General features: G+C 72.5%; 20 protein-coding genes. 9 read left to right on the top strand and 11 right to left on the bottom strand.

From position 1 onward, the window contains the following. Positions 1–4 precede the first annotated feature (4 nt). On the bottom strand, positions 5–508 hold the full coding sequence (locus SL103_RS32120; protein ID WP_069574291.1) for a hypothetical protein: 504 nt from the start codon (positions 506–508) through the stop codon (positions 5–7). Positions 509–596: 88 nt separating this feature from the next. Further along, a complete protein-coding gene (locus SL103_RS32115) occupies positions 597–1946 on the bottom strand; it encodes an MFS transporter (protein ID WP_244304092.1) in 1350 nt (449 codons plus the stop codon). 506 nt (positions 1947–2452) lie between these two features. On the opposite strand from SL103_RS32115, the gene SL103_RS32110 reads away from it, so the two are divergent. Next, positions 2453–3358 carry a DUF3027 domain-containing protein gene (locus SL103_RS32110; RefSeq protein ID WP_069572468.1) on the top strand — a complete coding sequence of 302 codons (906 nt, stop codon included), beginning with the start codon at positions 2453–2455 and terminating at the stop codon, positions 3356–3358. Between the two features lie 214 nt (positions 3359–3572). Continuing rightward, complete coding sequence (locus tag SL103_RS32105; RefSeq protein WP_069572467.1) at positions 3573–6851, top strand: sacsin N-terminal ATP-binding-like domain-containing protein; 3279 nt, start codon at positions 3573–3575, stop codon at positions 6849–6851. A gap of 53 nt (positions 6852–6904) precedes the next feature. Here the strand turns inward: SL103_RS32105 and SL103_RS32100 are convergent, their stop codons facing one another. Genes SL103_RS32100 through SL103_RS32095 form a run of 3 tightly spaced genes read right to left on the bottom strand, consistent with a single transcriptional unit; the run spans position 6905 to position 8167 of the window. Next, positions 6905–7093, bottom strand: coding sequence for a DUF397 domain-containing protein (locus SL103_RS32100; RefSeq protein WP_244304090.1), 189 nt, complete (start codon positions 7091–7093; stop codon positions 6905–6907). Positions 7094–7128: 35 nt separating this feature from the next. Beyond that, on the bottom strand, positions 7129–7344 hold the full coding sequence (locus tag SL103_RS36605; protein ID WP_079146090.1) for a DUF397 domain-containing protein: 216 nt from the start codon (positions 7342–7344) through the stop codon (positions 7129–7131). Further along, positions 7328–8167 (bottom strand): helix-turn-helix domain-containing protein, encoded by an 840-nt coding sequence (locus SL103_RS32095; RefSeq protein ID WP_069572465.1) that lies wholly within the window; start codon positions 8165–8167, stop codon positions 7328–7330. Before SL103_RS32095 ends, SL103_RS36605 begins: the two co-directional genes overlap by 17 nt. A 243-nt stretch (positions 8168–8410) precedes the next feature. On the opposite strand from SL103_RS32095, the gene SL103_RS32090 reads away from it, so the two are divergent. Continuing rightward, entirely contained in the window at positions 8411–8698 is a 288-nt protein-coding gene (locus tag SL103_RS32090; RefSeq protein WP_069572464.1) for a hypothetical protein, read from the top strand. Here the strand turns inward: SL103_RS32090 and SL103_RS32085 are convergent. After that, complete coding sequence (locus SL103_RS32085; RefSeq protein ID WP_069572463.1) at positions 8685–8867, bottom strand: hypothetical protein; 183 nt, start codon at positions 8865–8867, stop codon at positions 8685–8687. The genes SL103_RS32090 and SL103_RS32085 overlap by 14 nt on opposite strands. A 427-nt stretch (positions 8868–9294) precedes the next feature. Here SL103_RS32085 and SL103_RS32080 point away from each other — a divergent pair, with 427 nt between their 5' ends. Beyond that, a complete protein-coding gene (locus tag SL103_RS32080; protein ID WP_244304089.1) occupies positions 9295–9954 on the top strand; it encodes a hypothetical protein in 660 nt (219 codons plus the stop codon). A 203-nt stretch (positions 9955–10157) separates the two neighbouring features. Here the strand turns inward: SL103_RS32080 and SL103_RS32075 are convergent, their stop codons facing one another. Both SL103_RS32075 and SL103_RS32070 read right to left on the bottom strand, forming a co-directional pair. Then, positions 10158–12644 (bottom strand): HAD-IC family P-type ATPase, encoded by a 2487-nt coding sequence (locus tag SL103_RS32075; protein ID WP_069572462.1) that lies wholly within the window; start codon positions 12642–12644, stop codon positions 10158–10160. 330 nt (positions 12645–12974) lie between these two features. Then, complete coding sequence (locus tag SL103_RS32070) at positions 12975–13238, bottom strand: DUF2530 domain-containing protein (protein WP_069572461.1); 264 nt, start codon at positions 13236–13238, stop codon at positions 12975–12977. Positions 13239–13578: 340 nt separating this feature from the next. Between SL103_RS32070 and SL103_RS32065 the strand changes: the two genes are divergently transcribed. Then, complete coding sequence (locus SL103_RS32065) at positions 13579–15051, top strand: NCS2 family permease (protein ID WP_069572460.1); 1473 nt, start codon at positions 13579–13581, stop codon at positions 15049–15051. 206 nt (positions 15052–15257) lie between these two features. Here the strand turns inward: SL103_RS32065 and SL103_RS32060 are convergent, their stop codons facing one another. Further along, positions 15258–15449 (bottom strand): hypothetical protein, encoded by a 192-nt coding sequence (locus SL103_RS32060; RefSeq protein WP_079146089.1) that lies wholly within the window; start codon positions 15447–15449, stop codon positions 15258–15260. Between the two features lie 132 nt (positions 15450–15581). Between SL103_RS32060 and SL103_RS32055 the strand changes: the two genes are divergently transcribed. The 3 genes from SL103_RS32055 (at position 15582) to thpR (ending at position 18199) form a co-directional block, all read left to right on the top strand. Next, complete coding sequence (locus tag SL103_RS32055) at positions 15582–16043, top strand: MarR family winged helix-turn-helix transcriptional regulator (protein ID WP_069572458.1); 462 nt, start codon at positions 15582–15584, stop codon at positions 16041–16043. Between the two features lie 27 nt (positions 16044–16070). Continuing rightward, on the top strand, positions 16071–17510 hold the full coding sequence (locus SL103_RS32050; RefSeq protein WP_069572457.1) for an MFS transporter: 1440 nt from the start codon (positions 16071–16073) through the stop codon (positions 17508–17510). Between the two features lie 122 nt (positions 17511–17632). Beyond that, positions 17633–18199 carry an RNA 2',3'-cyclic phosphodiesterase gene (gene thpR, locus SL103_RS32045; protein WP_069572456.1) on the top strand — a complete coding sequence of 189 codons (567 nt, stop codon included), beginning with the start codon at positions 17633–17635 and terminating at the stop codon, positions 18197–18199. A 224-nt stretch (positions 18200–18423) separates the two neighbouring features. Here the strand turns inward: thpR and SL103_RS32040 are convergent, their stop codons facing one another. Continuing rightward, complete coding sequence (locus SL103_RS32040; RefSeq protein ID WP_069572455.1) at positions 18424–19422, bottom strand: aldo/keto reductase; 999 nt, start codon at positions 19420–19422, stop codon at positions 18424–18426. A gap of 77 nt (positions 19423–19499) precedes the next feature. Beyond that, on the bottom strand, positions 19500–20213 hold the full coding sequence (locus SL103_RS32035; protein WP_069572454.1) for a GDSL-type esterase/lipase family protein: 714 nt from the start codon (positions 20211–20213) through the stop codon (positions 19500–19502). Between the two features lie 88 nt (positions 20214–20301). Here SL103_RS32035 and SL103_RS32030 point away from each other — a divergent pair, with 88 nt between their 5' ends. Beyond that, on the top strand, positions 20302–21309 hold the full coding sequence (locus tag SL103_RS32030) for a hypothetical protein (protein ID WP_069572453.1): 1008 nt from the start codon (positions 20302–20304) through the stop codon (positions 21307–21309). The last annotated feature ends 84 nt before the right edge of the window (positions 21310–21393 follow it).

Genomic DNA, 21393 nt, shown 5'->3' with positions numbered 1-21393 from the left:
GCGCTCAGTCCTTCTGCTTCAGCGTGAAGTGCCACATCGTGGTCGGGCCCTCGCTCTTGCCGATCTCGGCGACCTGCAGCGTGACGTCCTTGGTGTAGGTCGTCTGACCGGTCTGCGGGTTCTGCTGCATGAACAGCGTGTCCGCGTCGAAGCTGCGGTACGTCTGCTTGCTCGGCTCCCGCATGACGGGACCGGCACCGATCACGATCCAGCCGGACTTGGCGACCTCCGGGTCGACGCCGACGCGCACCTTCTCACCGGGATGGACGGTGATGCTCTTGCCGCCCTTCTTCGTGATGCAGGCGGCGACCGCCTTGCGCGACAGGTCCTTGCCGTGGCCGTCGCAGCCGGGCGTGGCCTCGGCCGTCACGGTCGACGAGCCGACGGTCACGGTCGCGAGCGCGGTCGGCTTCTCGCAGGCGGAGAGGGTGACAAGACCCAGGGACACGGCACCGATGGCGGCAGCGGCACGGCGGCCCTTGCCCCAGGAGATCAACGCAGCGGTCATACGGGCAGGCTATCTGGCGCCCCGGCCCACGCCACGCGCGGGTGCGGCGTGCCGCGCCGCACGCCCGACCGGCCCGGCCCGCCCACCGTCACGCCACCCGCGCCGCCGCCGTACCGCCGTGCCGCCCCGCGCTCAGCAGCCCCCGCCCGGCCAGCGCCGCGCCCACCGACACCAGCCCCGCCGCCACCGCCATCCCCACCACGCCGACCAGCGGCAGCGAAATCCCGATCGCCCCGCCCACCACCCACGCCAGCTGCAGCACCGTCTCCGACCGGGCGAACGCCGAGGTCCGCACCCCCTCCGGCACATCACGCTGGATCATCGCGTCCAGCGACAGCTTCGCCAGCGCCTGGCACAGGCCCGCGGTGGCCGCCACCGCCGTCACCACGCCCACCGCCAGCACCCCGTAGAACACCGCGGCCAGCACCGTCACCCCCAGCGCCAGGCCCAGCATCGCCGCCACGATCGGCTCCGGGCCGCGCGCCCTCAACCACGCCCCGACCGCGGTGCCCAACGCGTTCCCCGCCCCGGCCGCCACCGCCACCAGCCCGAGCGAGGCCGCCGCGCCCAGCCCGCCCAGCGGATGCGCCCGCAGCAGGAACGCCAGGAAGAACGTCAGGAACCCGGAGAGCGCCCGCAACGCGGCGTTGGCCTGCAACCCGTGCAGCACCGAGGGGCCGACCGTCCGCAGCCCCGCCTTCACCGGCCGGCCGCCCGCCGGCCCCGCACCCGCCTCCCGGGACGCCAGCCGCGCCCGCGCCTCACCCCGCGCCGAGTCGACCTTGTGCGGCAGCGAGAACGACAGACACGTACCCCCCACGAACACCACAAAAGCCCCGTACAGCGGCCACGCCGGCCCCAGCAGATGCAGCCCGGCCCCGGCCGGCGCCGCCAGCCCCGTCGCCACCAGGCCCGCCAGCGTCACCCGCGAGTTGGCCTTCACCAGCGAGATCCGCAGCGGCAGCAGCCGCGGCACCACCGCACTGCGGACCACGCCGTACGCCTTCGACGCCACCAGCACCCCCAGCGCCGCCGGATACAGCTGCAACCCGCCGCTCGCCACCGCACCCGACATCGTCAACGCCAGCAGCGCCCGGGCCAGCATCGCCCCCGCCATCGCCGCCCGCCGGCCGTGCGGCACCCGGTCCAGCAACGGCCCGACCACCGGCGCGAGCAACGCGAACGGCGCCATCGTCACCGCCAGATACAGCGCCACCCGGCCCCGCGCCTCATTCGTCGGCACCGAGAAGAACACCGTCGAGGCCAGCGCGACCGTGATCATCATGTCGCCGGCGGAGTTCACCGCGTGCAGCTCGATCAGCTCGGCCAGCCCGGACTCGCCCGCCCCGTGCGCATGCGTCACCCGCCGCAGCCGCCGCGCCACGCCGGTGAACGGCCGCCGCAGCGCCCGCCCGGCGGCCCGGCCCGCCCGCCGCACCCGGCCCCCCGCGACCCCACCCCCCGCCGGGGCCGGCACCCCCGGGACGACGTCCGCGACGACACTCTCGACGACTTCCGCGATGTCTTCGCCACCTTCGCCACCCTCGGAGACCCGCCCGCAGCAGCCACCCGGCCATAGTGCCCCAACTCGCCCGGGCGAGGGCACTTTGTCGTCGTTGCCGCGCGGGGCGCCCGGGCCGGCGCGCACTGCCGCTGACATTTGCCGCTCCCACCGAGGAGTCGTACACCGTTGAAGGGGTAGCGTGTGTAGCGCGCCACCGGCGGTCGGACGTGGCCGCGTGTCTCATTGCGATCCACGATCCCGCAGAATGGGTCGTAAGAGGTGCGCTCGACCGAACCGATCGGGCGCGGACGTCGACGCGGTCCCCAGGTCCGCTCCGCCCGCCCCGTCACCGCCGGTCGTCCGGACAGGACAAGGACAGCTCCGGCTGGCGCACTCGTGAGACGGCGTGGAAGAGAGAATCGATTCTTGTGAGTGCTGCGATGCGAAGCCGTACCCCGGACCGCCTGTGCGCCGAGGCGGTCGACCTTGCCAGGACGGCGGCCGAGGAAGCCGCACTCCCCGGCATGGTCGGTGAGCACATCGGAGCCGTCGCCGACGCGGACCGCGTCGTCACCCACCTGTTCACCGCCAACGACCCCGGATACCGCGGCTGGCGCTGGGCCGTGACCGTCGCCCGCGCCTCCCGCGCCAAGCACGTCACCATCGACGAGACGGCCCTGCTGCCCGGCCCCGACGCGCTCCTCGCACCGGAATGGGTCCCCTGGAGCGAACGGCTGCGCCCCGGCGACATGGGCCCCGGCGACCTGCTGCCCACCGAGGCCGAGGACCTGCGCCTGGAGCCCGGCTTCTCCGGCGAGGACACCCCACCGCCGAACTCCGCCGTCGCCGAAGGCATGGCCGCCGACGTCGCGGACACCGAGGAGGCGGACGTCCTCCCCGGCTCGCCCGCCCACCAGCCGCCGCCCGCCCGGGGCGGCATCGCCGCGCTCGCCGAGGAACTGGGCATGCGCCGCGCCCGGGTCCTGTCCCGCTACGGCCTGCACGCCGCCGCGGACCGTTGGGAAGAAGCCTTCGGCCCCAAGACCGCCATGGCCCAGGCGGCCCCCGCCACCTGCGTGACCTGCGGCTTCCTCACGCTGTTGCCCGGCTCCCTGCGTCAGGCGTTCGGCGTCTGCGCCAACGAATTCTCCCCGGCGGACGGCCGGGTGGTGTCCCTCGCCTACGGCTGCGGCGCGCACTCCGAAGCCGCCGTCATGCCGAAGCCGCCGCGTCCCGCGCCGCCGGTCGTCGACGAAACCGTCGTCGAACCGCTGGCCCTGCGGCCGGAGCGGGACGGCGGCTCCGTGGAGGACACCGGCCCCGGCGAGGAACTCGGCCACAGCTGAGCCCGCCCGGACAACCGCAGGACCACACCACCCGGAAGCCCGGCCGCACCACGCTGCGGCCGGGCTTCCGGCCTCCCCTCCCCGCCGCGGGCCGGTGAAGCACCACACCACAGGCGCGGCGGCCCACCCGGCGACGTGGGGCGATACCGTCGTGCCAACGGCCGCCGGCCAACCACATACCGAGGAGACGAGAGACGTGACCGCTACGTCGTGGGTGCGAGGCACCGCCGGAGACCCGTTCGGGACGGCCCGGCTGCGGCGCGGCGTGCTGGACGCCTGGGCCACCTCACCGGCCCGCTTCCGGGAGGACGCCAACGCTGAGGAAGACCTCGCGCTCGGCGGCTACCGTGACCGACTCGCCGTGGAGCTGGCGCAGAACGCCGCCGACGCCGCGGCCCGCGCCGGCGTCCCCGGCCGCCTCCGGCTGACCCTGCACCCCGCCGACGGCGAGGCCCCCGCCGTACTCGTCGCCTCCAACACCGGCGCACCCCTCGATGCCACCGGCGTCGAATCACTGTCGACGCTGCGCGCCTCCGCCAAACGGGAGCCGAGCATCTCGGCCGGCGCCGTCGGCCGCTTCGGTGTCGGCTTCGCCGCGGTCCTCTCCGTCAGCGACGAGCCGGCCCTCGTCGGACGCACCGGCGGCGTCCGCTGGTCCCTCGCCGAGGCCCGCGCGATGACCGAGGACGTCGCCGCGCACAGCCCCGGCCTCGGCGGCGAACTGCGCCGCCGCGACGGCCACGTACCGCTGCTGCGGCTGCCGCTGCCCGCGGAGGGCGGCGCGCCGGAGGGCTACGACACCGCGGTCGTCCTGCCGCTGCGCGACGTCGCGGCACAGGACCTCGCCGAGCGGCTGCTCACCGGCATCGACGCGGCGCTGCTGCTGACCCTGCCCGGCCTCGCCGAGGTGATCGTCGACACCCCGGAAGGCGTACGCGAACTGCGCCGCCGCGAGGACGGCCGCCACGTCCTCATCGAGGACAGCGAGCGGGGCACCACCCGCTGGCGGGTCGCGTCCGACAACGGCCCCCTGGACCCGGCCCTGCTCGCCGACCGGCCCGTCGAGGAACGCCTGCGGCCCGCCTGGACGGTGACCTGGGCGGTGCCCGTCGACGCCGACGGCGCACCGGCCCGGGCGACCACCGCCCCGGTGGTGCACGCCCCCACCCCCACCGACGAACCGCTCGCCCTGCCCGCCCTGCTGATCGCCTCGTTCCCCCTGGAGCCCACCCGGCGCCACGTCGCCCCGGGCCCGCTCGCCGACTTCCTGGTGGGCCGCGCGGCCGCCACCTACGCGGCGCTGCTCGCCGACTGGGAACCGGTGTCCGTCGGCACCCTCGACCTGGTGCCGGGCCCCCTCGGCAAGGGCGGCCTCGACGGCGAACTCCGCCGCCAGGTACTGGAACTGCTGCCGCGGGTACGGTTCCTGCCGAGCGCCGGCCGCGCCGCGGCGGCCGAACCGGGCGGCCCCGCGGACACCCCGGCGGAGGAATGGGACACCGTCGAGGCAGCCGCCGACCGCTACGTCCTGCGGCCCGTCGACGCCGAACTCGTCGAGGGCGCCGGCGCCGCGACCGTCGCGGTACTGGCGGAACTCTTCCCCAGCCTGCTGCCCGCCGGCCTCGAACGCCGCCCCGAACTGCGGGCGTTGGGCGTCGCCCGGGTGCCGCTGGGCGAGATGGTCGACCGGCTGGCCGGCGTCGAACGGCCGCCGGGCTGGTGGTGGCGGCTCTACGACGCGCTCGCCGGCACCGACCCGGACCGGCTCAGCGGCCTGCCGGTGCCGCTCGCCGGCACCGCCGGCCAGGGCCCCGGCGGAGCCCCCGGACCCGCACGGACCACCATCGGACCCCGCCAGGTACTGCTGCCACTGCCCGCCGGCAGCCCGGACGGAGCCGAAACCGACGAGGCCCGGCACCGCACGCTCGCCCGGCTCGGCCTGAAGGTCGCCCACCCCGACGCGGCGCACCCGCTGCTGGAGAAGCTCGGCGCCACCCCGGCCGCGCCCCGCGCCGTCCTGACGACCCCCCAGGTCCGGGCGGCCGTCGCCAACTCGCTGGACGCCGACGAGGACGCCTACGACCTCTTCGCGGACGACTTCACCGGCGGCGGACCCGGCGCCCCGCTCGGCGCCGAGGAACTCGCGGACACCGTCCTCGGACTCGTCCGCGACGCCCGCCTCGCGCCCGGCGACGAACCCTGGCTCGGCGCGCTCGCCCTGCCCGACGAGGACGGCGAACTCGCCCCCGCGGGTGAGCTGGTGTACCCGGGAAGCCCCTTCGAACGGGTCATCCGAGAGGGTGAACTCGCCGCCTGCGACACGGAGTTGGCGGAACGCTGGGGCGAGCAGCCGCTGACCGCGGTGGGCGTCCTCGCGGACTTCGCCCTCGTCCGCGCCACCGACGTGGTGCTCGACCCGGACGAGATGGAGCCGCGGGAAGGCGACTTCGCCGAACCCGACGACACCGGACTGCTGGACGCCGTCGACGTCTGGTGCGAGGACATCCTCGACGCACTCCCGGACACCCCCGTCCCGCCGGTCGTCACCGAACTGGTCGCGGTCCGCGACCTCGACCTGGTCGACGACGACGCCTGGCCGCAGGTCCTGGAAATGCTCTCCCGGCCCCCGCTGCGCGACGCGCTCACCGCCCCCGTCCGCGTCCTCCTGCCCGACGGCACCACCGAGTCCGTCCGCCCCTACACCGCCTGGTGGCTGCGCGGCCACCCCGTGCTGGACGGCCGCCGCCCGGCCGGCCTCCGCTCGGCCGGCGGCGACCCCCTCCTGGCCGGGCTCTACGAGTCCGCGGACGCCGGCGACGTCGACGCCCAGGTGCTGCGCGCACTCGGCGTACGGACCTCGGTCGCCGCCCTCCTCGACGAACCGGGCGGCGCGGCGGAACTCCTCGCCCGCCTCGCCGACCCCGACCTGACCGTCGGCGCCGCCCAACTCCACGCCCTCTACGGCCTGCTGGCCGAACTCGACCCCGACCAGGTCACGCTGCCCGACGAACTGCGGGCCGTGCTCGACCAGGACGTACGGGTCGCGGACGCGGCGGACACCGTGGTCGCCGACGCCCCGGACCTGATGCCGCTGGCGGCCCGCCTCCCCCTGCTGCCGGTGCCCCCGGACCGCGCCGCCGCACTCGCCGAACTGCTCCAGGTCCGCCGGCTGAGCGACGCCGTCGCCGCCGAGGTCCGCTCCGACGGCGTCCGCCACGAGGTACCCCGGGCCGTACGGGTGCTGCTCGGCGCCGACACCCCCGACTCGTACCTCGAACACGAGGAACTCCTCGTCGGCGACGGCCCCGGGCAGACCGCCGAACTCGACTGGCGCCTGACCCCCGACGGCACCCTGCACGCCGCGACCCTGGAGGGCGTCGCGGCGGGCCTCGCCTGGTCAACCGGCCAGTGGCCCCGCCGCTTCGAGGTCGCCGCCCTCCTGGAGGACCCGGCCCGAGGCGAAGAACTGGCCCGGGCCCGCTGGTTCGACTGACCCCGGACCGAACCCGAGCCCGGCCCCCGTCATGTCGCGACGGGGGCCGATGCTCAGCCGGAGAACGTCCTGTCCTTGACGGCGGTGACGAAGGACGACCAGCTGTCAGCCGTGAAGGCCACGGCGGGCCCGTGCGGGCACTTGGAGTCGCGAACGGCAACAACGCCGGGATGCCCGTCTGCGACCTCGACGCACTCGGCTCCCTGGCCGTTGCTGTAACTGGACTTGCGCCAGTCGCTCATGGTCGTTGCGTCAGGAATCGACTTCATCTTCGTACTCAGCGCCCCAACTCGTCGCACTTGAGGGCGGCCACGAATGACGACCAGCAACTTATCGGGAATACCAGGGCCGGGCCGTGCGGATTCTTGGAGTCGCGGACCGGGACGACGCCAGGGTGCCTGTCGGCGACCTCGACGCACGCGGCTCCTTCGCCGTTGCTGTAACTGGACTTGCGCCAGGCAGTTGGTGCAGGCGCGTCAGGAGTCTTCTTCAACTTCGTACCCTCTTAAGTAGCTGCGGATCAGGTCGAGGGATCCGCTCTCCGGCAATGCCATGGAACGAGCGATATCAAAACGCTGGGTGAGCTGGAGGATGCGTCGCGGCGACTCTACCGACTCACCCGAAGCGAAGCTCTCGGCATATCCGGTCGTTGTGCCGTTCGTGAGAGTGAGCAGGATCAGACTCCCCGCCATCAGTGGGTGCTCCCCTTGAGTAAAAGGCAGGACCTGAATCGAAGTGTGCGGTGACTGAGCCATCGCGAGGAGGTGGCAAATCTGCCCCGTCATGCACCTTGCGCCCCCAATTGGTCGCCTAAGTGCTGCTTCGTCAATGATTGCCCAGTAGAACGGTGGTTCCTTCCTTTCGAATACGTGCTTGCGGCGCATTCGTGCTGCGACTTTGTCGCTGACCCCTTCCTCGGACTCGCCGGGCAGTGATGTCCGGATCAAGGCATGTGCGTAATCGTCGGTCTGCAAAAGCCCGGGGATCAAGCTGCTCTCGAAGACTTGAATACGGGCAGCCTTGGCTTCTCCGTCAAGTACGGCTCGTCCGTAGTCAGGAATTGACGCATCCTGCGCCATCGACAACAACTCGACAAAGAGCCCGTCCGTGGCGAAATGCGTGTCCAGGTCCTCGGCCAGTGCCTGCGACGGTAACTGCTCCCCCCGCTCCACCCGGCTGAGGTATGTATGCGGGTAACCGACCTTGTCGGCCAGGGCCCGTTGGGAGAGGTCGGCGGCCTCCCGCAGGCGGCGCAGGCGGCGACCGAGCACCGTGCGCGGGGTGGCCCTGCCGTCGTCCTCGTTGTTCAGCTCCATCGTGCGAACTCACCTTCAACGTGCTGTCCACTGCTGGACTTTGGTGACAGGTCAAGCCTGTACCCAGCGTGCACGATCAGCAATGGTGAGTAACCGCAGGACCCCCGCGGCCGCGGCAACGACCCGGGGGCAAGGCCATCAACCCGGAGTTGACGACGTGCGCAAACCTGACGCCCGCCTCTGCCGAGCGCTGCCGCGACGACTGGTTCCCGCCTCGCGGACCCACGGGCCGGAGGTCGTCGCATGACGATCCACCCCGCACCCACCCGGCTGCTGCCCTGGGCCGGACCCGACGGGAAACCCTGCTACCTCGTGGGCGACGGCGCCGGCTACGTGTCCCGGGTCGCCGACACCATCGAGCGCCTACAGCTCGACATGGCGGACGAGATCCTCGGCCACGCCGCCGACATGCTCGCCGACCACAAGACCGGGACCCGGGAGCTGCGTTACCTCGCCAGGGGGCTCAGCGACGCGCTGCGCGACGTACGGCGAGTGGCCGAAAGTCGTGGGGCGCGGCTCAGTCCGAGCTGAACTTCTTGATCAGTGCCCCGATCACCACGACCACGCCGACGCCCAGAATCAGCCACTCCCACCAGTCCATGACACCGTCACCGCCGCTCCCGTAGGAGTGGTGGTAGTGGTGATAGTGGTGCGAACTCGCCAGGACCTGGTGCGTGAGGTCCCCCGCAATCAGCTTCATGGGGCGGAGGGTAGGGGGAAGCGAAAGGCGACGCCATGCCCGGCGCGCTTCCGTGACCGGGCCGTTAGGGCGGGCCGACACGTCCTGTCCGCCGGGCGTTGGGCAGGGTGGGGGAGGGCGAAGGGCGCATTGCACGCTGCGCCGAACGGGTGACCTTGGGGCGGCGCCCTTGCCGCCGCTGTCACCTGAATGCCTTACTTTCGATGTCCGATCAGGTGGGCTGCCCATCCCTCCGTCAGGGAGCGCAGTGTGGCAGCCACCAGGCCCCAGGGGCCCAGTCCGCAGGGGCCCAGTCCGCGGTGCATGATCGCGCCTTGCCGGAGGACGGCATCAGCATCGGGTCTTCGCCAGGAGACCTCGGCTGGTGCGGGTAGCTCAAAAACCCTCCCGAGGAGGCGTTGTGCGAGCCATCCGAATTCTCCGCTTCATGACCGTGTCCGGTGCTCTGGCGCTGTGCGCGGTCACCGCCCCGACCGCGCAGGCCGCGCAGGCCGCGAGCCCGACCATCGTCCCGTGCAGTGAGGGGGCGCTGGTCAACGCGATCGACGCGGCGAACGCCGCCGGCGGCGGCACGCTGATCCTGGCCCCGTTCTGCACCTACTCCCTGACCAGCGCGCACGGCGGCGACGGCGACGGGCCGTCGGGCCTCCCGAACATCACCAGCCCGATCTCCATGACCGGCCTGGGCACCACGATCACCCGCGACAACGAGGCCGACCCGTTCCGGATCATCGAGGTCGACGGCCCCTCGCACGAGCCGTCCGGCCAGGGCCAGTTGACCCTCACCACGATCACCGTCCGCAACGGCGACGCCGGGGACGACGTGGGCGGCGGCATCGCCAACTTCGGCGGCCATGTGATCCTCACGGCCAGCACGGTCCGCGACAACGGGGCCGACCTCGGCGGCGGGATCTACACCGACAACGCGCTGACGCTCACCGCCAGCGGCGTGCACGACAACACCGCCGCCACCGACGGCGGAGGCATCTACAAGAACTCCGGCAGCGTCTCGCTGCTCGCGAGCCCGATCGTCCACAACTCGCCCAACAACTGCGGTGCCAATCCGCCGGCGGTCCCCGACTGCTGACGCGGAAGGCCCGGCCGCTGCACTCCCTCACCAGCGGCTTCCCTGTCCCGGCGCCGCCCGCGCATCCCCCGCACCACCCCGGATGCCCGAGGACGGCGCCGGGACGCACCCGTCCCAGGCGTCACCGTCCCGCCGTCACGGTCGCCTGTCCCGCCGTCACGGTCACCCGGTCCACCGCCACGTCAGGCGGGGAAACCGCCACGTCAGGCGGGGAACCGGCGCGCCACCCAGCGCCAGCTGACCTCCAGCAGGGCCGCCGCGACCGCCGCGACGGCCACCGCCGCCCAGGGCATCGTCGTACCGACCAGACGCAGCGCGAAGAAGTGCTGCAGCGACGGCGTGACCAGGACGACCAGGAAGGCCGCGCCCATCGCCACGACCAGGGCGACCCGCCACCAGGTGTACGGGCGGGCGATGATCGCCAGGACCCACAGCGCGGCGAGGAACAGGGTCAGCGTGGCGGCGCTGGTCTCGGCGGACAGGGCGCCGGGCCCGCTGTAGTACGCGCGGGCCAGCAGGTAGGTGACGAACGCGGCGACACCGAGGATCAGGCCCGACGGGATCGCGTACCGCATGACCCGGCGGACGAAGTGCGGGCGGGCGCGCTCCGTGTTGGGCGCCAGGGCGAGGAAGAACGCCGGGACGCCGATGGTGAGCGTGGAGAGCAGCGTCAGGTGGCGCGGCAGATAGGGATAGGGGATCTGCCAGCAGGCCACCAGGACGGCGAGCAGCACCGAGTAGACCGTCTTGGTGAGGAACAGGGTGGCGACGCGGGTGATGTTGCCGATGACCCGACGCCCCTCGGCCACCACCGACGGCAGCGTCGCGAAACTGTTGTCGAGCAGGACGATCTGCGCGACGGCCCGGGTGGCCTCGGCACCGGAGCCCATGGCGACACCGATGTCGGCGTCCTTCAGGGCGAGGACGTCGTTGACGCCGTCGCCGGTCATCGCCACGGTGTGGCCGCGCACCTGCAGCGTGCCGACCATGTCCCGCTTCTCCTGCGGCGTGACGCGCCCGAAGACGGTGGTCCCGTCGAGTGCGGCGGCCCTCGCGTCCGCCTCGGCGGGCAGCCCGCGGGCGTCCACCGCGGCGTCCGCACCCGGCAGGCCCAGCTTGCCGGCCACCGCGCCCACCGACACCGCGTTGTCACCAGAGATGATCTTTGTGGCGACGCCCTGCTCGGCGAAATAGCGCAAGGTGTCGGGGGCCTCGCGGCGCAGCCGCTGCTCCAGGACGACCAGAGCCGCCGGGCACACGTCCCGGCCGGGATCGAGACCGTCCAGCTCCCGCGCGGTGCGCGCCAGCAGCAGCACCCGCAGCCCCTGCGCGTTGAGGTCGTCCACCTCGGTGAGACGCCCGTCGCCGGACGGCAGCAGAACGTCCGGGGCACCCAGCAGCCACGTCGTGCGCGCGCCGTCGGGGCCCTCCAGGGCCGCGCCGCTGTACTTGCGGGCGGAGGAGAACGGGAGAGCCCCGGTGACCCGCCAGCCGTCGGGCGCCGGATAGGCATCGATGATCGCCTGAAGCGAGGCATTGGGACGCGGATCGGCCGCACCGAGCGCACCGAGCACCTGCCCGAGGTACGCCGCCGCGTCGCCCCCGTCCCCGCCCCGCGCCCCACCTCCATCGCCGGCTCCGTCTTTTTCGGACGCGGCGGCGGCCCCCAGGGGCCGGAGCGCGCTGACGTCCATCCCGCCCTCGGTCAGCGTGCCGGTCTTGTCCAGGCAGACGACGTCGACCCGCGCCAGGCCCTCGATGGCGGGGAGTTCCTGCACCAGGCACTGCTTGCGGCCCAGCCGGACCACGCCGACGGCGAACGCCACGGAGGTGAGCAGCACCAGCCCTTCCGGGATCATCGGCACGATCCCGGCGACCATCCGGCGGACCGCCGCGTCGCCGGGCAGCCCGAGAGTCAGCAGATGGCTGAGGATCAGGCCGATCGCGGTCGGCACCATCATCCAGGTGACGTACTTGAGGATCCGGCTGATGCCGGTGCGCAGCTCGGAGTGGACCAGGGTGAAGCGGCTCGCCTCCTCGGCGAGCTGAGCCGCGTACGCCTCGCGGCCGACCTTGGTCGCGGTGAACGCGCCGCCGCCGGCGACCACGAAACTGCCGGACATCACCGGGTCGCCGGGCTTCTTGACGACCGGTTCGGCCTCGCCGGTCAGCAGCGATTCATCGATCTCCAGGCCGTCGCTCTCCAGGACCTCGCCGTCCACCACGACCTTGTCGCCGGGGCCGAATTCGATCACGTCGTCGAGGACGACCCCGGAGGTGGGGACCGGCCGGGCCACGCCGTCGCGCCGGACGGCCGGCTTCGCCTCGCCGATGACCGCGAGCTTGTCCAGGGTCTTCTTGGCGCGCAGCTCCTGGACGATGCCGATACCGGTGTTGGCGACGATCACGAAGCCGAACAGGCCGTCCTGGATCGGGCCGATGACCAAGATGATCGCGAAGAGCACACCGATGATCGCGTTGAAGCGGGTGAAGACGTTGGCGCGGACGATGTCGACCGTGGAGCGGGACGAGCGGACCGGCACGTCGTTGACCTCGCCCCGGGCGACCCGCTCCGCGACCTCGGCGCCGGTCAGGCCCGGATTGACCGGCTCCCGCCCGGCCCGCCGGGCCGGCTCGCCGCCGCCCGGCCCGGGGCCCCCGCCGGCCCCGGCCCTCGCCCGCTCCGTCATGCCCTCGACGTTACGGGCGGACGGCGCCGGGCACCTGCTGGGAGGGGCGGGGCAGTCGGGGCGGGGCAGTCGGGCCGGAGGGAGCCGGGGACGGGCGGGGCCGGTCGTCCTCAGGGCCGGCCGCAGGGGTCGCCGGGGCCGCCGGGGCCACCGTGGGCTCTCGGGGCGAGCGGCTGCCGGGAGTGAGCGGCGCGGGCTCTCGCGTCAGGAGTGGTCGCCGTAGGGCACCGGGGCAGGCGAGGCCACCGCCGGATGCCGGATGCCGGGCCCGGTGTGCCCGATGTCGGCTGCCGGGCCTGGGGTGCCCGATGTCGGCTGCCGGCTGTCGGGTCAGGAGGGGTCGGTGGTCGCCGCCGCGGCGCGCTTGATCGCGGCGTCGCGCTTGCGGACGTACCAGATGCCGAGCAGCCCCAGGCCGCCGCCGGCCAGGCAGGTCCATACCCACCAGGCGTGGCCGTTGTCGGCGTACCAGCCGTAGAAGGGGAGCTGGCCGAGGAAGAGCACGAACCAGATGATCGTGCCGCCGGTGATCGTCCCGACGACGGGGCCCTCCAGGGGCGCCGGGGCATCGCGCAGTTCGGACTTCTTCCACATGGTGCTCAGCTTACGGGGGGCGACTTCGGCGCCGGACGGTGGAGCCCGCGGCGCGAGGGCCGGATCGAGGGCCGGGGTCCGGGGGCGGCCGGGCGACAGCCGAACGGGGGAGGCCCGCGCACCGGGCGCGGCGGCGAACCCCTGCCTCACAGGGGTCTACGCGCGGAGATAGCGATCACTGCATTGTTTATTCATACTGAACCTTTCTGGATCTGACCGGATTGGATCGTCGATTCATCCAAGGTGATCCGGATATTCATGTTCTGTATCCCTGTTCTGTACGTGTTCCGGGCCCTCGGGCCCCCGCGCCTGCCCAGGCCCGTCCGACTGAGGTCCCCGTATGTCCCCCTCGGCCACCACGCCGGTCGACACCCTTGAGAACCCGGCCCCCAAGCCCCCCAAGAACGGCTTGGACCGCTTCTTCAAGATCTCCGAGCGGGGGTCGACGGTAAGCCGCGAACTCCGCGGCGGCCTGGCGACGTTCTTCGCGATGGCCTACATCATCGTGCTGAACCCGATCATCCTCGGCTCTGGAGTCGACAAGTTCGGTCACCATCTGGACAACGGTCAGCTCGTCACCGCCACCGCGCTGATGGCCGGGCTGAGCACCGTCCTGATGGGCGTCGTAGGAAACGTCCCGATCGCCATCGCCGCCGGCCTCGGCATCAACGCCGTGGTCTCGCTCCAGCTCGCCCCCAAGATGAGCTGGCCGGACGCGATGGGCATGGTCGTGCTCGCCGGACTGGTGCTGATGATCCTGGTCGCCTCGGGCCTGCGGCAGCGCGTGATGGACGCGATCCCCAACGGCCTGCGGCGCGCCATCGCCATCGGCATCGGGCTGTTCATCTCGCTGATCGGCCTGGTCGACTCGGGCTTCGTCAGCCGCAACCCGGACGCCGCGCACACCACCGTCCCGATGAGCCTGGGCCAGGGCGGCCAGCTCAAGGGCTGGCCGGTGCTGGTCTTCGTCCTCGGCCTGGCGCTGATGTTCGTGCTGATCGTGCGCAAGACCAAGGGCGCGATCCTGATCGGCATGGTCACCATGGCCGTCGTCGCGATCATCCTCAACGCCGTCACCAACACCCCGGACGCGGCCTGGGGCCTGGCGGTCCCGAACGTCCCCGAGAAGATCATCGGCGCCCCGGACTTCGGCCTGATCGGCCACATCAGCCTCTTCGGCGGCTTCAAGGAAGTCGGCGTACTGACCGGCTGCCTCTTCGTCTTCACCGTGCTGCTCTCCGGCTTCTTCGACGCGATGGGCACCATCATCGGCGTCGGCGAGGAGGCCGGGCTGGTGGACAACGAGACCGGCAACCTGCCGGGCATGGGCCGGATCCTCATGGTCGACGGCATCGCGGTCGCGGGCGGCGGCTTCGGCTCCGCCTCCGCCAACACCTGCTTCGTGGAGTCCACGGCCGGCGTCGGCGAGGGGGCCCGGACGGGCCTGGCGAACCTGATGACCGGCGGGCTCTTCCTGCTCGCGCTGATCTTCACGCCGCTGGCAACCGTCGTCCCGTCGCAGGCCGCGACCCCCGCGCTGCTCGTCGTCGGCTTCCTGATCATGGCCGCCAACGTCAAGGACATCGACTGGGGCGACGCCACCGTCGGTATCCCGGCGTTCCTGACGATCATCTCGATGCCGTTCACCTACAGCATCACCAACGGCATCGGCATCGGCGTCCTGGCCTTCATCCTGCTGCGGACTGCCACCGGCCGCTTCAAGGAGATCCCCTGGCTGCTGGACGTCGTCGGCTTCTGCTTCCTGGTGTACTTCCTGCTGCACCCCATCGAGATGGCGCTCGGCGTCAAGTAGCAGCCGAGTAGCGGCCAAGTAGCAGCCATGTAGCGGCGATGGGGTGACGCCGGCCGGTACCGCCTCCTCCTTGTCCCTCCTCGCTCCTCCCTACTGCCTTCTCCTCTCCCTCCTCACCTCCCTTCCATTTCGGGAACGAACACGGAGAGTGATTAGTTTCCGGCTGAGGGTGGCGGAGAGTGAAGAGTTTGGGGGGTGGGGTGGGGTCAGGTGACGGTTCCCCAGATGCCCAGGCGTTCGGTTTCGTCGACCGAGGATTTGAACCGCTCGTCGAAGTCCTCGCGGATGAGCGTCCGGACCACATAGTCCTGGACGCTCATTCCGCGTTTTGCGGCGTGCTGCCGAAGGCGCTCCAGCAGCTCGCCCTCCACGCGCAGGCTGAGCACTTGCGATCCCATACGGACACGGTCCCGTCCTTGCGTGGTCAGGTGTGTCGCTTTCGGCCGCGTCCTCACTCGTATGGGTGATCTCGCGGGGTGGTGAGCCCTCGCAGCTTTTATTAGAGAGGGTAATGAGTTATGCTAAAGACCATGCCGGAACTGTCCCGCCCCCAGTCCGACGGCCGGGAGGGCACCCCAGACGACGCCGCGGTCAACGCGCTGCGGTCCGCCGTGATGCGCTTGTCCCGCCGCCTGAAGCACCAGCGGGTCGACGAGTCGCTGAGCCCCACCGAGATGTCGGTGCTCGGCACCCTGGCCCGCTGCGGCAGCGCCACCCCCGGTGAGCTGGCCCGCAAGGAGCACGTGCAGCCGCCGTCGATGACCCGCATCGTGGCCATGCTGGAGGCCAAGGGACTGGTCCGGCTCGAACCGCACCCCGACGACCGCCGCCAGAAGGTCGTCACCCAGACCGAACAGGCCGAGGCGATGCTCGAGGAGAGCCGCCGCAAGCGCAACGCCTGGCTCGCCGAGCTGGCCTCCGGGCTGGACGAGGACGAGTGGGCGAAGGTGCGGGCGGCCGCACCGGTACTGGAGAAACTCGCCCAGTTGTAACCCCCACGCCGAGGAGGCGAACCCACTTTGAGTACGGGATCCGGAGCACCTTCCGCCCCCGCACCGAACTCCCACCACGACACGGTTTCCGACGACGCGACCGCGACCGCGAGCGCACGGGGCACCACCCCCGGCATCGCCGCAGGCCCCGCCGCCCCGCCGCGCAAGGGCACGTTCAGTTCGCTCCGCATACGTAACTACCGGCTCTTCGCCACCGGCCAGATGGTGTCCAACACCGGCACCTGGATGCAGCGCATCGCCCAGGACTGGCTGGTGCTCAGCCTCACCGGCTCGTCCGCCGCGGTCGGCATCACCACCGCCCTGCAGTTCCTGCCGATGCTGCTCTTCGGCCTCTACGGCGGCGTCATCGCCGACCGCTTCCCCAAGCGCAAGCTGCTGCTGCTGACCCAGTCCGCCATGGGACTCACCGGCCTGACCCTCGCCGGGCTCACGCTCAGCGGCCAGGTGGAGGTCTGGCACGTCTACCTCGTCGCGCTGCTCCTGGGCCTCGCCACCGTCGTCGACAACCCCGCCCGGCAGGCGTTCGTCTCCGAGATGGTCGGGCAGGACGACCTCCGCAACGCCGTCAGCCTCAACTCGGCCAACTTCCAGTCCGCCCGCCTGATCGGCCCCGCCGTCGCCGGTGTGCTGATCACCGCCTTCGGCAGCGGCTGGGCCTTCCTGTTCAACGGCCTGTCCTTCATCGCCCCGCTGACCGGCCTGCTGATGATGCGCACCGCCGAACTCCACAAGGTCGACCGCGTCCCGCGGAGCAAGGGCCAGCTGCGCGAGGGCCTGCGGTACGTCTCGCAGCGCCCCGACCTCATCTGGCCCATCGTCCTCGTCGGCTTCATCGGCACCTTCGGCTTCAACTTCCCGATCTGGCTGACCGCGTTCGTCTACCACGTCTTCCACCAGGGCGCCGGCACGTACGCCCTGTTCAACGGCCTGATGGCGGCCGGCTCGCTGATCGGCGCGCTGCTCGCGGCCCGCCGCGCCGGCTCCCGGCTCCGCCTGCTGGTGGGTGCCGCGATGCTCTTCGGCGCGCTGGAGATCACCGCCGCGCTGGCGCCGTCCTTCTGGCTCTTCGCGGCGCTGCTCGCGCCGATCGGGATGGTCGGCCTGACCATCAACGTCACCGCCAACTCCAGCGTCCAGATGGCCACCGACCCGCTGATGCGCGGGCGGGTGATGAGCCTGTTCATGATGGTGTTCATGGGCGGCACCCCGCTGGGCGCACCCGTCGTCGGCTGGGTCACCGACGCCTTCGGCGCCCGGATCGGCTTCCTGGCGGGCGGGGTGATCTCCCTGACGGCCGCCGGTCTGATCGGTCTGGTGCTGGCCCGCGTGGGCGGCCTCCGGCTCAAGATCGACCTGCGCCGCGGGCACCAGCACCTCACGTTCGTGCCCAGGGCCCCGGGAGCGGCCGCCCCCTCGGGGGAGAAGGCGCTGGCCCCCGCCGCGTAGACCGGCGGGACCCGGCCGCCGCCGCTTCGCCGGCGCGGCTCCCGGCAGGGGCGGAACGCGCTTCCGCCCCGGCCGGCCCGGTGGAATTGACGACCGCGGGGCCACGGCGTACGCCTACCTCCATGAGACTCTTCGCCGCCGTCCTGCCGCCCGCCGCCGTGCTCGGAGAGCTGGCCGTCGAGGTGGCGCAGCTGCGCAAGCTGCCGGCCGCGGACCGGCTGCGCTGGACCGGCCGGGACGGCTGGCACTTCACGCTGGCCTTCTACGGTGAGGTCGCCGAGGACCTCCTTCCCGACCTGCATGAACGCCTGGCCCGTGCCGCCCACCGCCGCGCCCCCTACGAGCTGCGGATCGCCGGCGGCGGCCGGTTCGCCGACCGTGTGGTGTGGGCCGGGGCCGACGGCGACCGCCCCGAGATGGGCCGGCTCGCCGGCTCGGCGGCGGCCGCGGGCCGCCGGGCGGGCGTCGCCATGCAGGAGGAGCACCGCCCCTACACCCCGCACCTCACCCTCGCCCGGAACCGCGTCGCCGGCGTCAGCCTCGCCCCGTACGCGAGCGCCCTCAAGGAGTACGCCGGCACGGCCTGGACGGTCGGGGCGCTGTCCCTGATGCGCAGCCACCCGCCCGCTGGCGGGGCGGGCAGCCAGCCGCACTACGAGGAGATCGCCTCCTGGCCGCTCGGGCACTGAGGGGGCGGGGAGGCGCCCGGGCGGGCGGGCCGGGGCGGCGAAGGGGCCGGGCCGGTGAAGGTTCCGGGTCCACCCCGGTTACGCTCGTGGGGTGGACCCGAAGACCCGTAACCGGATCATGTCCGGCCTGTTCGTCGTGCTGCTCGTCGTCGTGATCGTGGCGGCGGCCGTGCGCTGAGCACCGTACGGCCGGCCGCGGCGTCAGCGCGCCGCGGCCACCCGGCTCACCAGGCGAACGCCTCCGGCGAGGGCCCCGGGCCGGGGAAGATCTCGTCCAGCGACGCCAGCAGCTCCGCCGGCAGGGTCAGCTCGACGGCGCGCAGCGCGGAGGCGAGCTGGTCGACGGTGCGGGGGCCGACGATCGGGCCGGTGACGCCGGGGCGGGTCAGCAGCCAGGCCAGCGCGACCTCGCCGGGCTCCAGGCCGTGCTTGGCGACCAGGTCCTCGTAGGACTGGATCCGGGCGCGGACCGTGGGGTCCGCGAGGGCGTCGGCGGACCGGCCGGTGCCCGTACGGCCCGCGCCGCCCTCGCGTTCCTTGCGGATCGCGCCGCCGAGCAGCCCGCCGTGCAGCGGGGACCAGGGGATGACGCCCAGGCCGTAGCCCGCGGCGGCCGGGATGACCTCCATCTCCGCGCGCCGCTCGGCGAGGTTGTACAGGCACTGCTCGCTGACCAGGCCGTACGAACCGCGGCGGGCGGCGGTCTCGTTGGCGCGGGCGATGTGCCAGCCGGCGTGGTTGGAGGAGCCGGCGTAGAGGATCTTGCCCTGCTGGACGAGGACGTCCATGGCCTGCCAGATCTCGTCCCAGGGGGTGTCCCGGTCGACGTGGTGGAACTGGTAGAGGTCGATGTGGTCCGTCTGCAGCCGCCGGAGGCTGGCGTCCACCGCGCGCCGGATGTTGAGCGCGGAGAGCTTGTCGTGGTTGGGCCAGGCCGGCTCGCCGTCGGGTGCCATGTTGGCGTAGACCTTGGTGGCCAGCACGGTCTTGTCGCGCCGGTCGCCGCCCTTGGCGAACCAGGAGCCGACGATCTCTTCGGTGCGGCCCTTGTCGGCGCCCCAGCCGTAGACGTTCGCGGTGTCGAAGAGGTTGACGCCCGCGCCGAGCGCCGCGTCCATGATGGTGTGGCTGTCCGCCTCGTCGGTCTGGGGACCGAAGTTCATCGTGCCGAGGACGAGTCGGCTGACCTTGAGTCCGGTGCGTCCGAGCTGCGTGTACTCCATGGTGGTTCAGCCAACGCCTTGGAGTGCGCTCGAAGCAAGGCCGACGCCCCGTCACGGTGGTGGTGGGGCGGTGGAGTTCAGGGGGCCGGTACGGGCTCGGGGGCGGGGGCGGCGAGGTGGTAGGGCCCGCCGACGCCCCATGCCTGGTGGAGTGCCTCGGCGAAGGCGCCCGCCAGCAGTCGTTCGCCGTGTTCCGAGGGGTGGGTGCCGTCGTAGGTGGCGTGCGCGGTCCGCCAGCCGGCCGGTTCGGAGGCCAGCAGCAGCGGGGAGCGGGGGGTGGACAGGTCGGCGACGGTCTTGGCGAGGAGTTCGTTGAAGCGTTCGCACTGGGCGGCGAACGCGGCGTCGGCGGTGGCCCGGACGTTGGGGATGACGGGCATCAGCGCCATCCGGATGTGCGGTGCCGCCGCCCGTGCCGCGGCCACGAACTCCCGTACGTTGTCGGCGGTCTGGTCGGCGTCGGTGTAGAAGCCGAGGTCTATCAGGCCGAGGGAGACCAGCAGGGTGTCGGCGTCGTGGCGGCGGACCGCGTCACCGATGAGCGGTGCCATGTGCAGCCAGCCCTCGCCCCAGCCGGCGAGGTGGCGGCGGGCGTCCTCGGGGAAGGCGGGGTCGGCGTAGGCGTGCGAGGTGGGGGCGTCGCCGGCGGGGTCGTGGAGCGTGCGGCGCGGGCCGACGATGCGGTACGGGCCGTCGAACGTCGCGTTCAGGTGCTGCCACATCCGGTAGCGCCAGGTGAAATCGCCGGCGCTGCCGATCGTCATGGAGTCGCCGACGAACATGATCCTCATCCGGACATGATGGCCGAGACGCCTCCCACCTGGTACGTGACGCTGGCCACGCCGCACGGGCCGGGCTCCGGGATGGCAGTCTGTGCCCATGCGTTCGCTTCTGTGCGCGGCCGGTGCCGCGGGGATCCTGTGGGCCGCGGCGGCGGTGCCCGCGGCGGCTGACGAGCCCGACGGTTTCACCCTCGGCGATCCGCGGATCACCGAGTCCAGCGGGCTGGCCGCCAGCCGGCTGCACCCGGGGATCTACTGGACCCACAACGACAGTGACGACGGCCCGTACGTCTACGCCGTCGACGGCCGGACCGGTCGTACGGTCGCCCGGATCACCCTGCGCGGCATCGGCGCGCCGCGCGACGTCGAGGCGATCTCGATCGGCCCGGACGGTGCGATCTACGTCGGCGACATCGGCGACAACCTCGGCGGTACCTGGAACCACGTCTGGATCTACCGCTTCCCCGAGCCGCGCCGGCTGCGGGACGCCACCGTCACCGCCACCCAGTTCACCGTGAAGTACGCCGACGGGCCGCGGGACGCCGAGGCGCTGATGGTGCATCCGAAGACCGGCCGGGTGTACATCGCCAGCAAGAAGGAGGACGGCGGTGGCGCGCTCTACGAGGGGCCGGCCCGCCTCACCACCGGGGGCACCAACGTGTTCCGCAAGGTCGCGCCGATCGAACTGTGGGTGACGGACGGGGCGTTCTCCCCGGACGGCACCCGCCTGGTGATGCGCAGTTACTTCGGTGCCCGGATGTACCGCTGGGAGCAGGGCGGCCCGAAGGACATCGGCAGTGTGGGCGTGCCGATCCAGCAGCAGGGCGAGTCGGTCACCTTCACCCTCGACGGACGGACCCTGATGTACGGGTCGGAGGGGCGGGACAGCGAGGTCAAGCCGGTCGGGCTGAGCGGCGCGCAGCTGCCGGACTCGGCGCGGTCCGCCGGGGACGCGGCGGACGGGGACGGGGCCGACGGCGCCGGGGGCAAGGGGAGTTCGGGCGGGCAGAAGCTGGAGCCCGGTTTCGTGAAGGGCGCGGTGGTCCTGGCGGTGGCGGCGGCGCTGGTCGTGGGGGTCCGCAGGCTGCTGCGGCGGCGGTCGTAGGCGGGTTTCCGCGGGCGGGGCCGGGGCCGGCGGTTCGCGGTTGCCGGTCCGGGGACGCGTACGGGCCCCGGCGCACGGTGGTGC

This window comes from Streptomyces lydicus (assembly GCF_001729485.1).
GTDB classification, from domain to species: domain Bacteria; phylum Actinomycetota; class Actinomycetes; order Streptomycetales; family Streptomycetaceae; genus Streptomyces; species Streptomyces lydicus_D.
The sequence above is the reverse complement of the archived record's forward strand: the minus strand, read 5'-3'. Positions and strand labels throughout refer to the sequence as shown.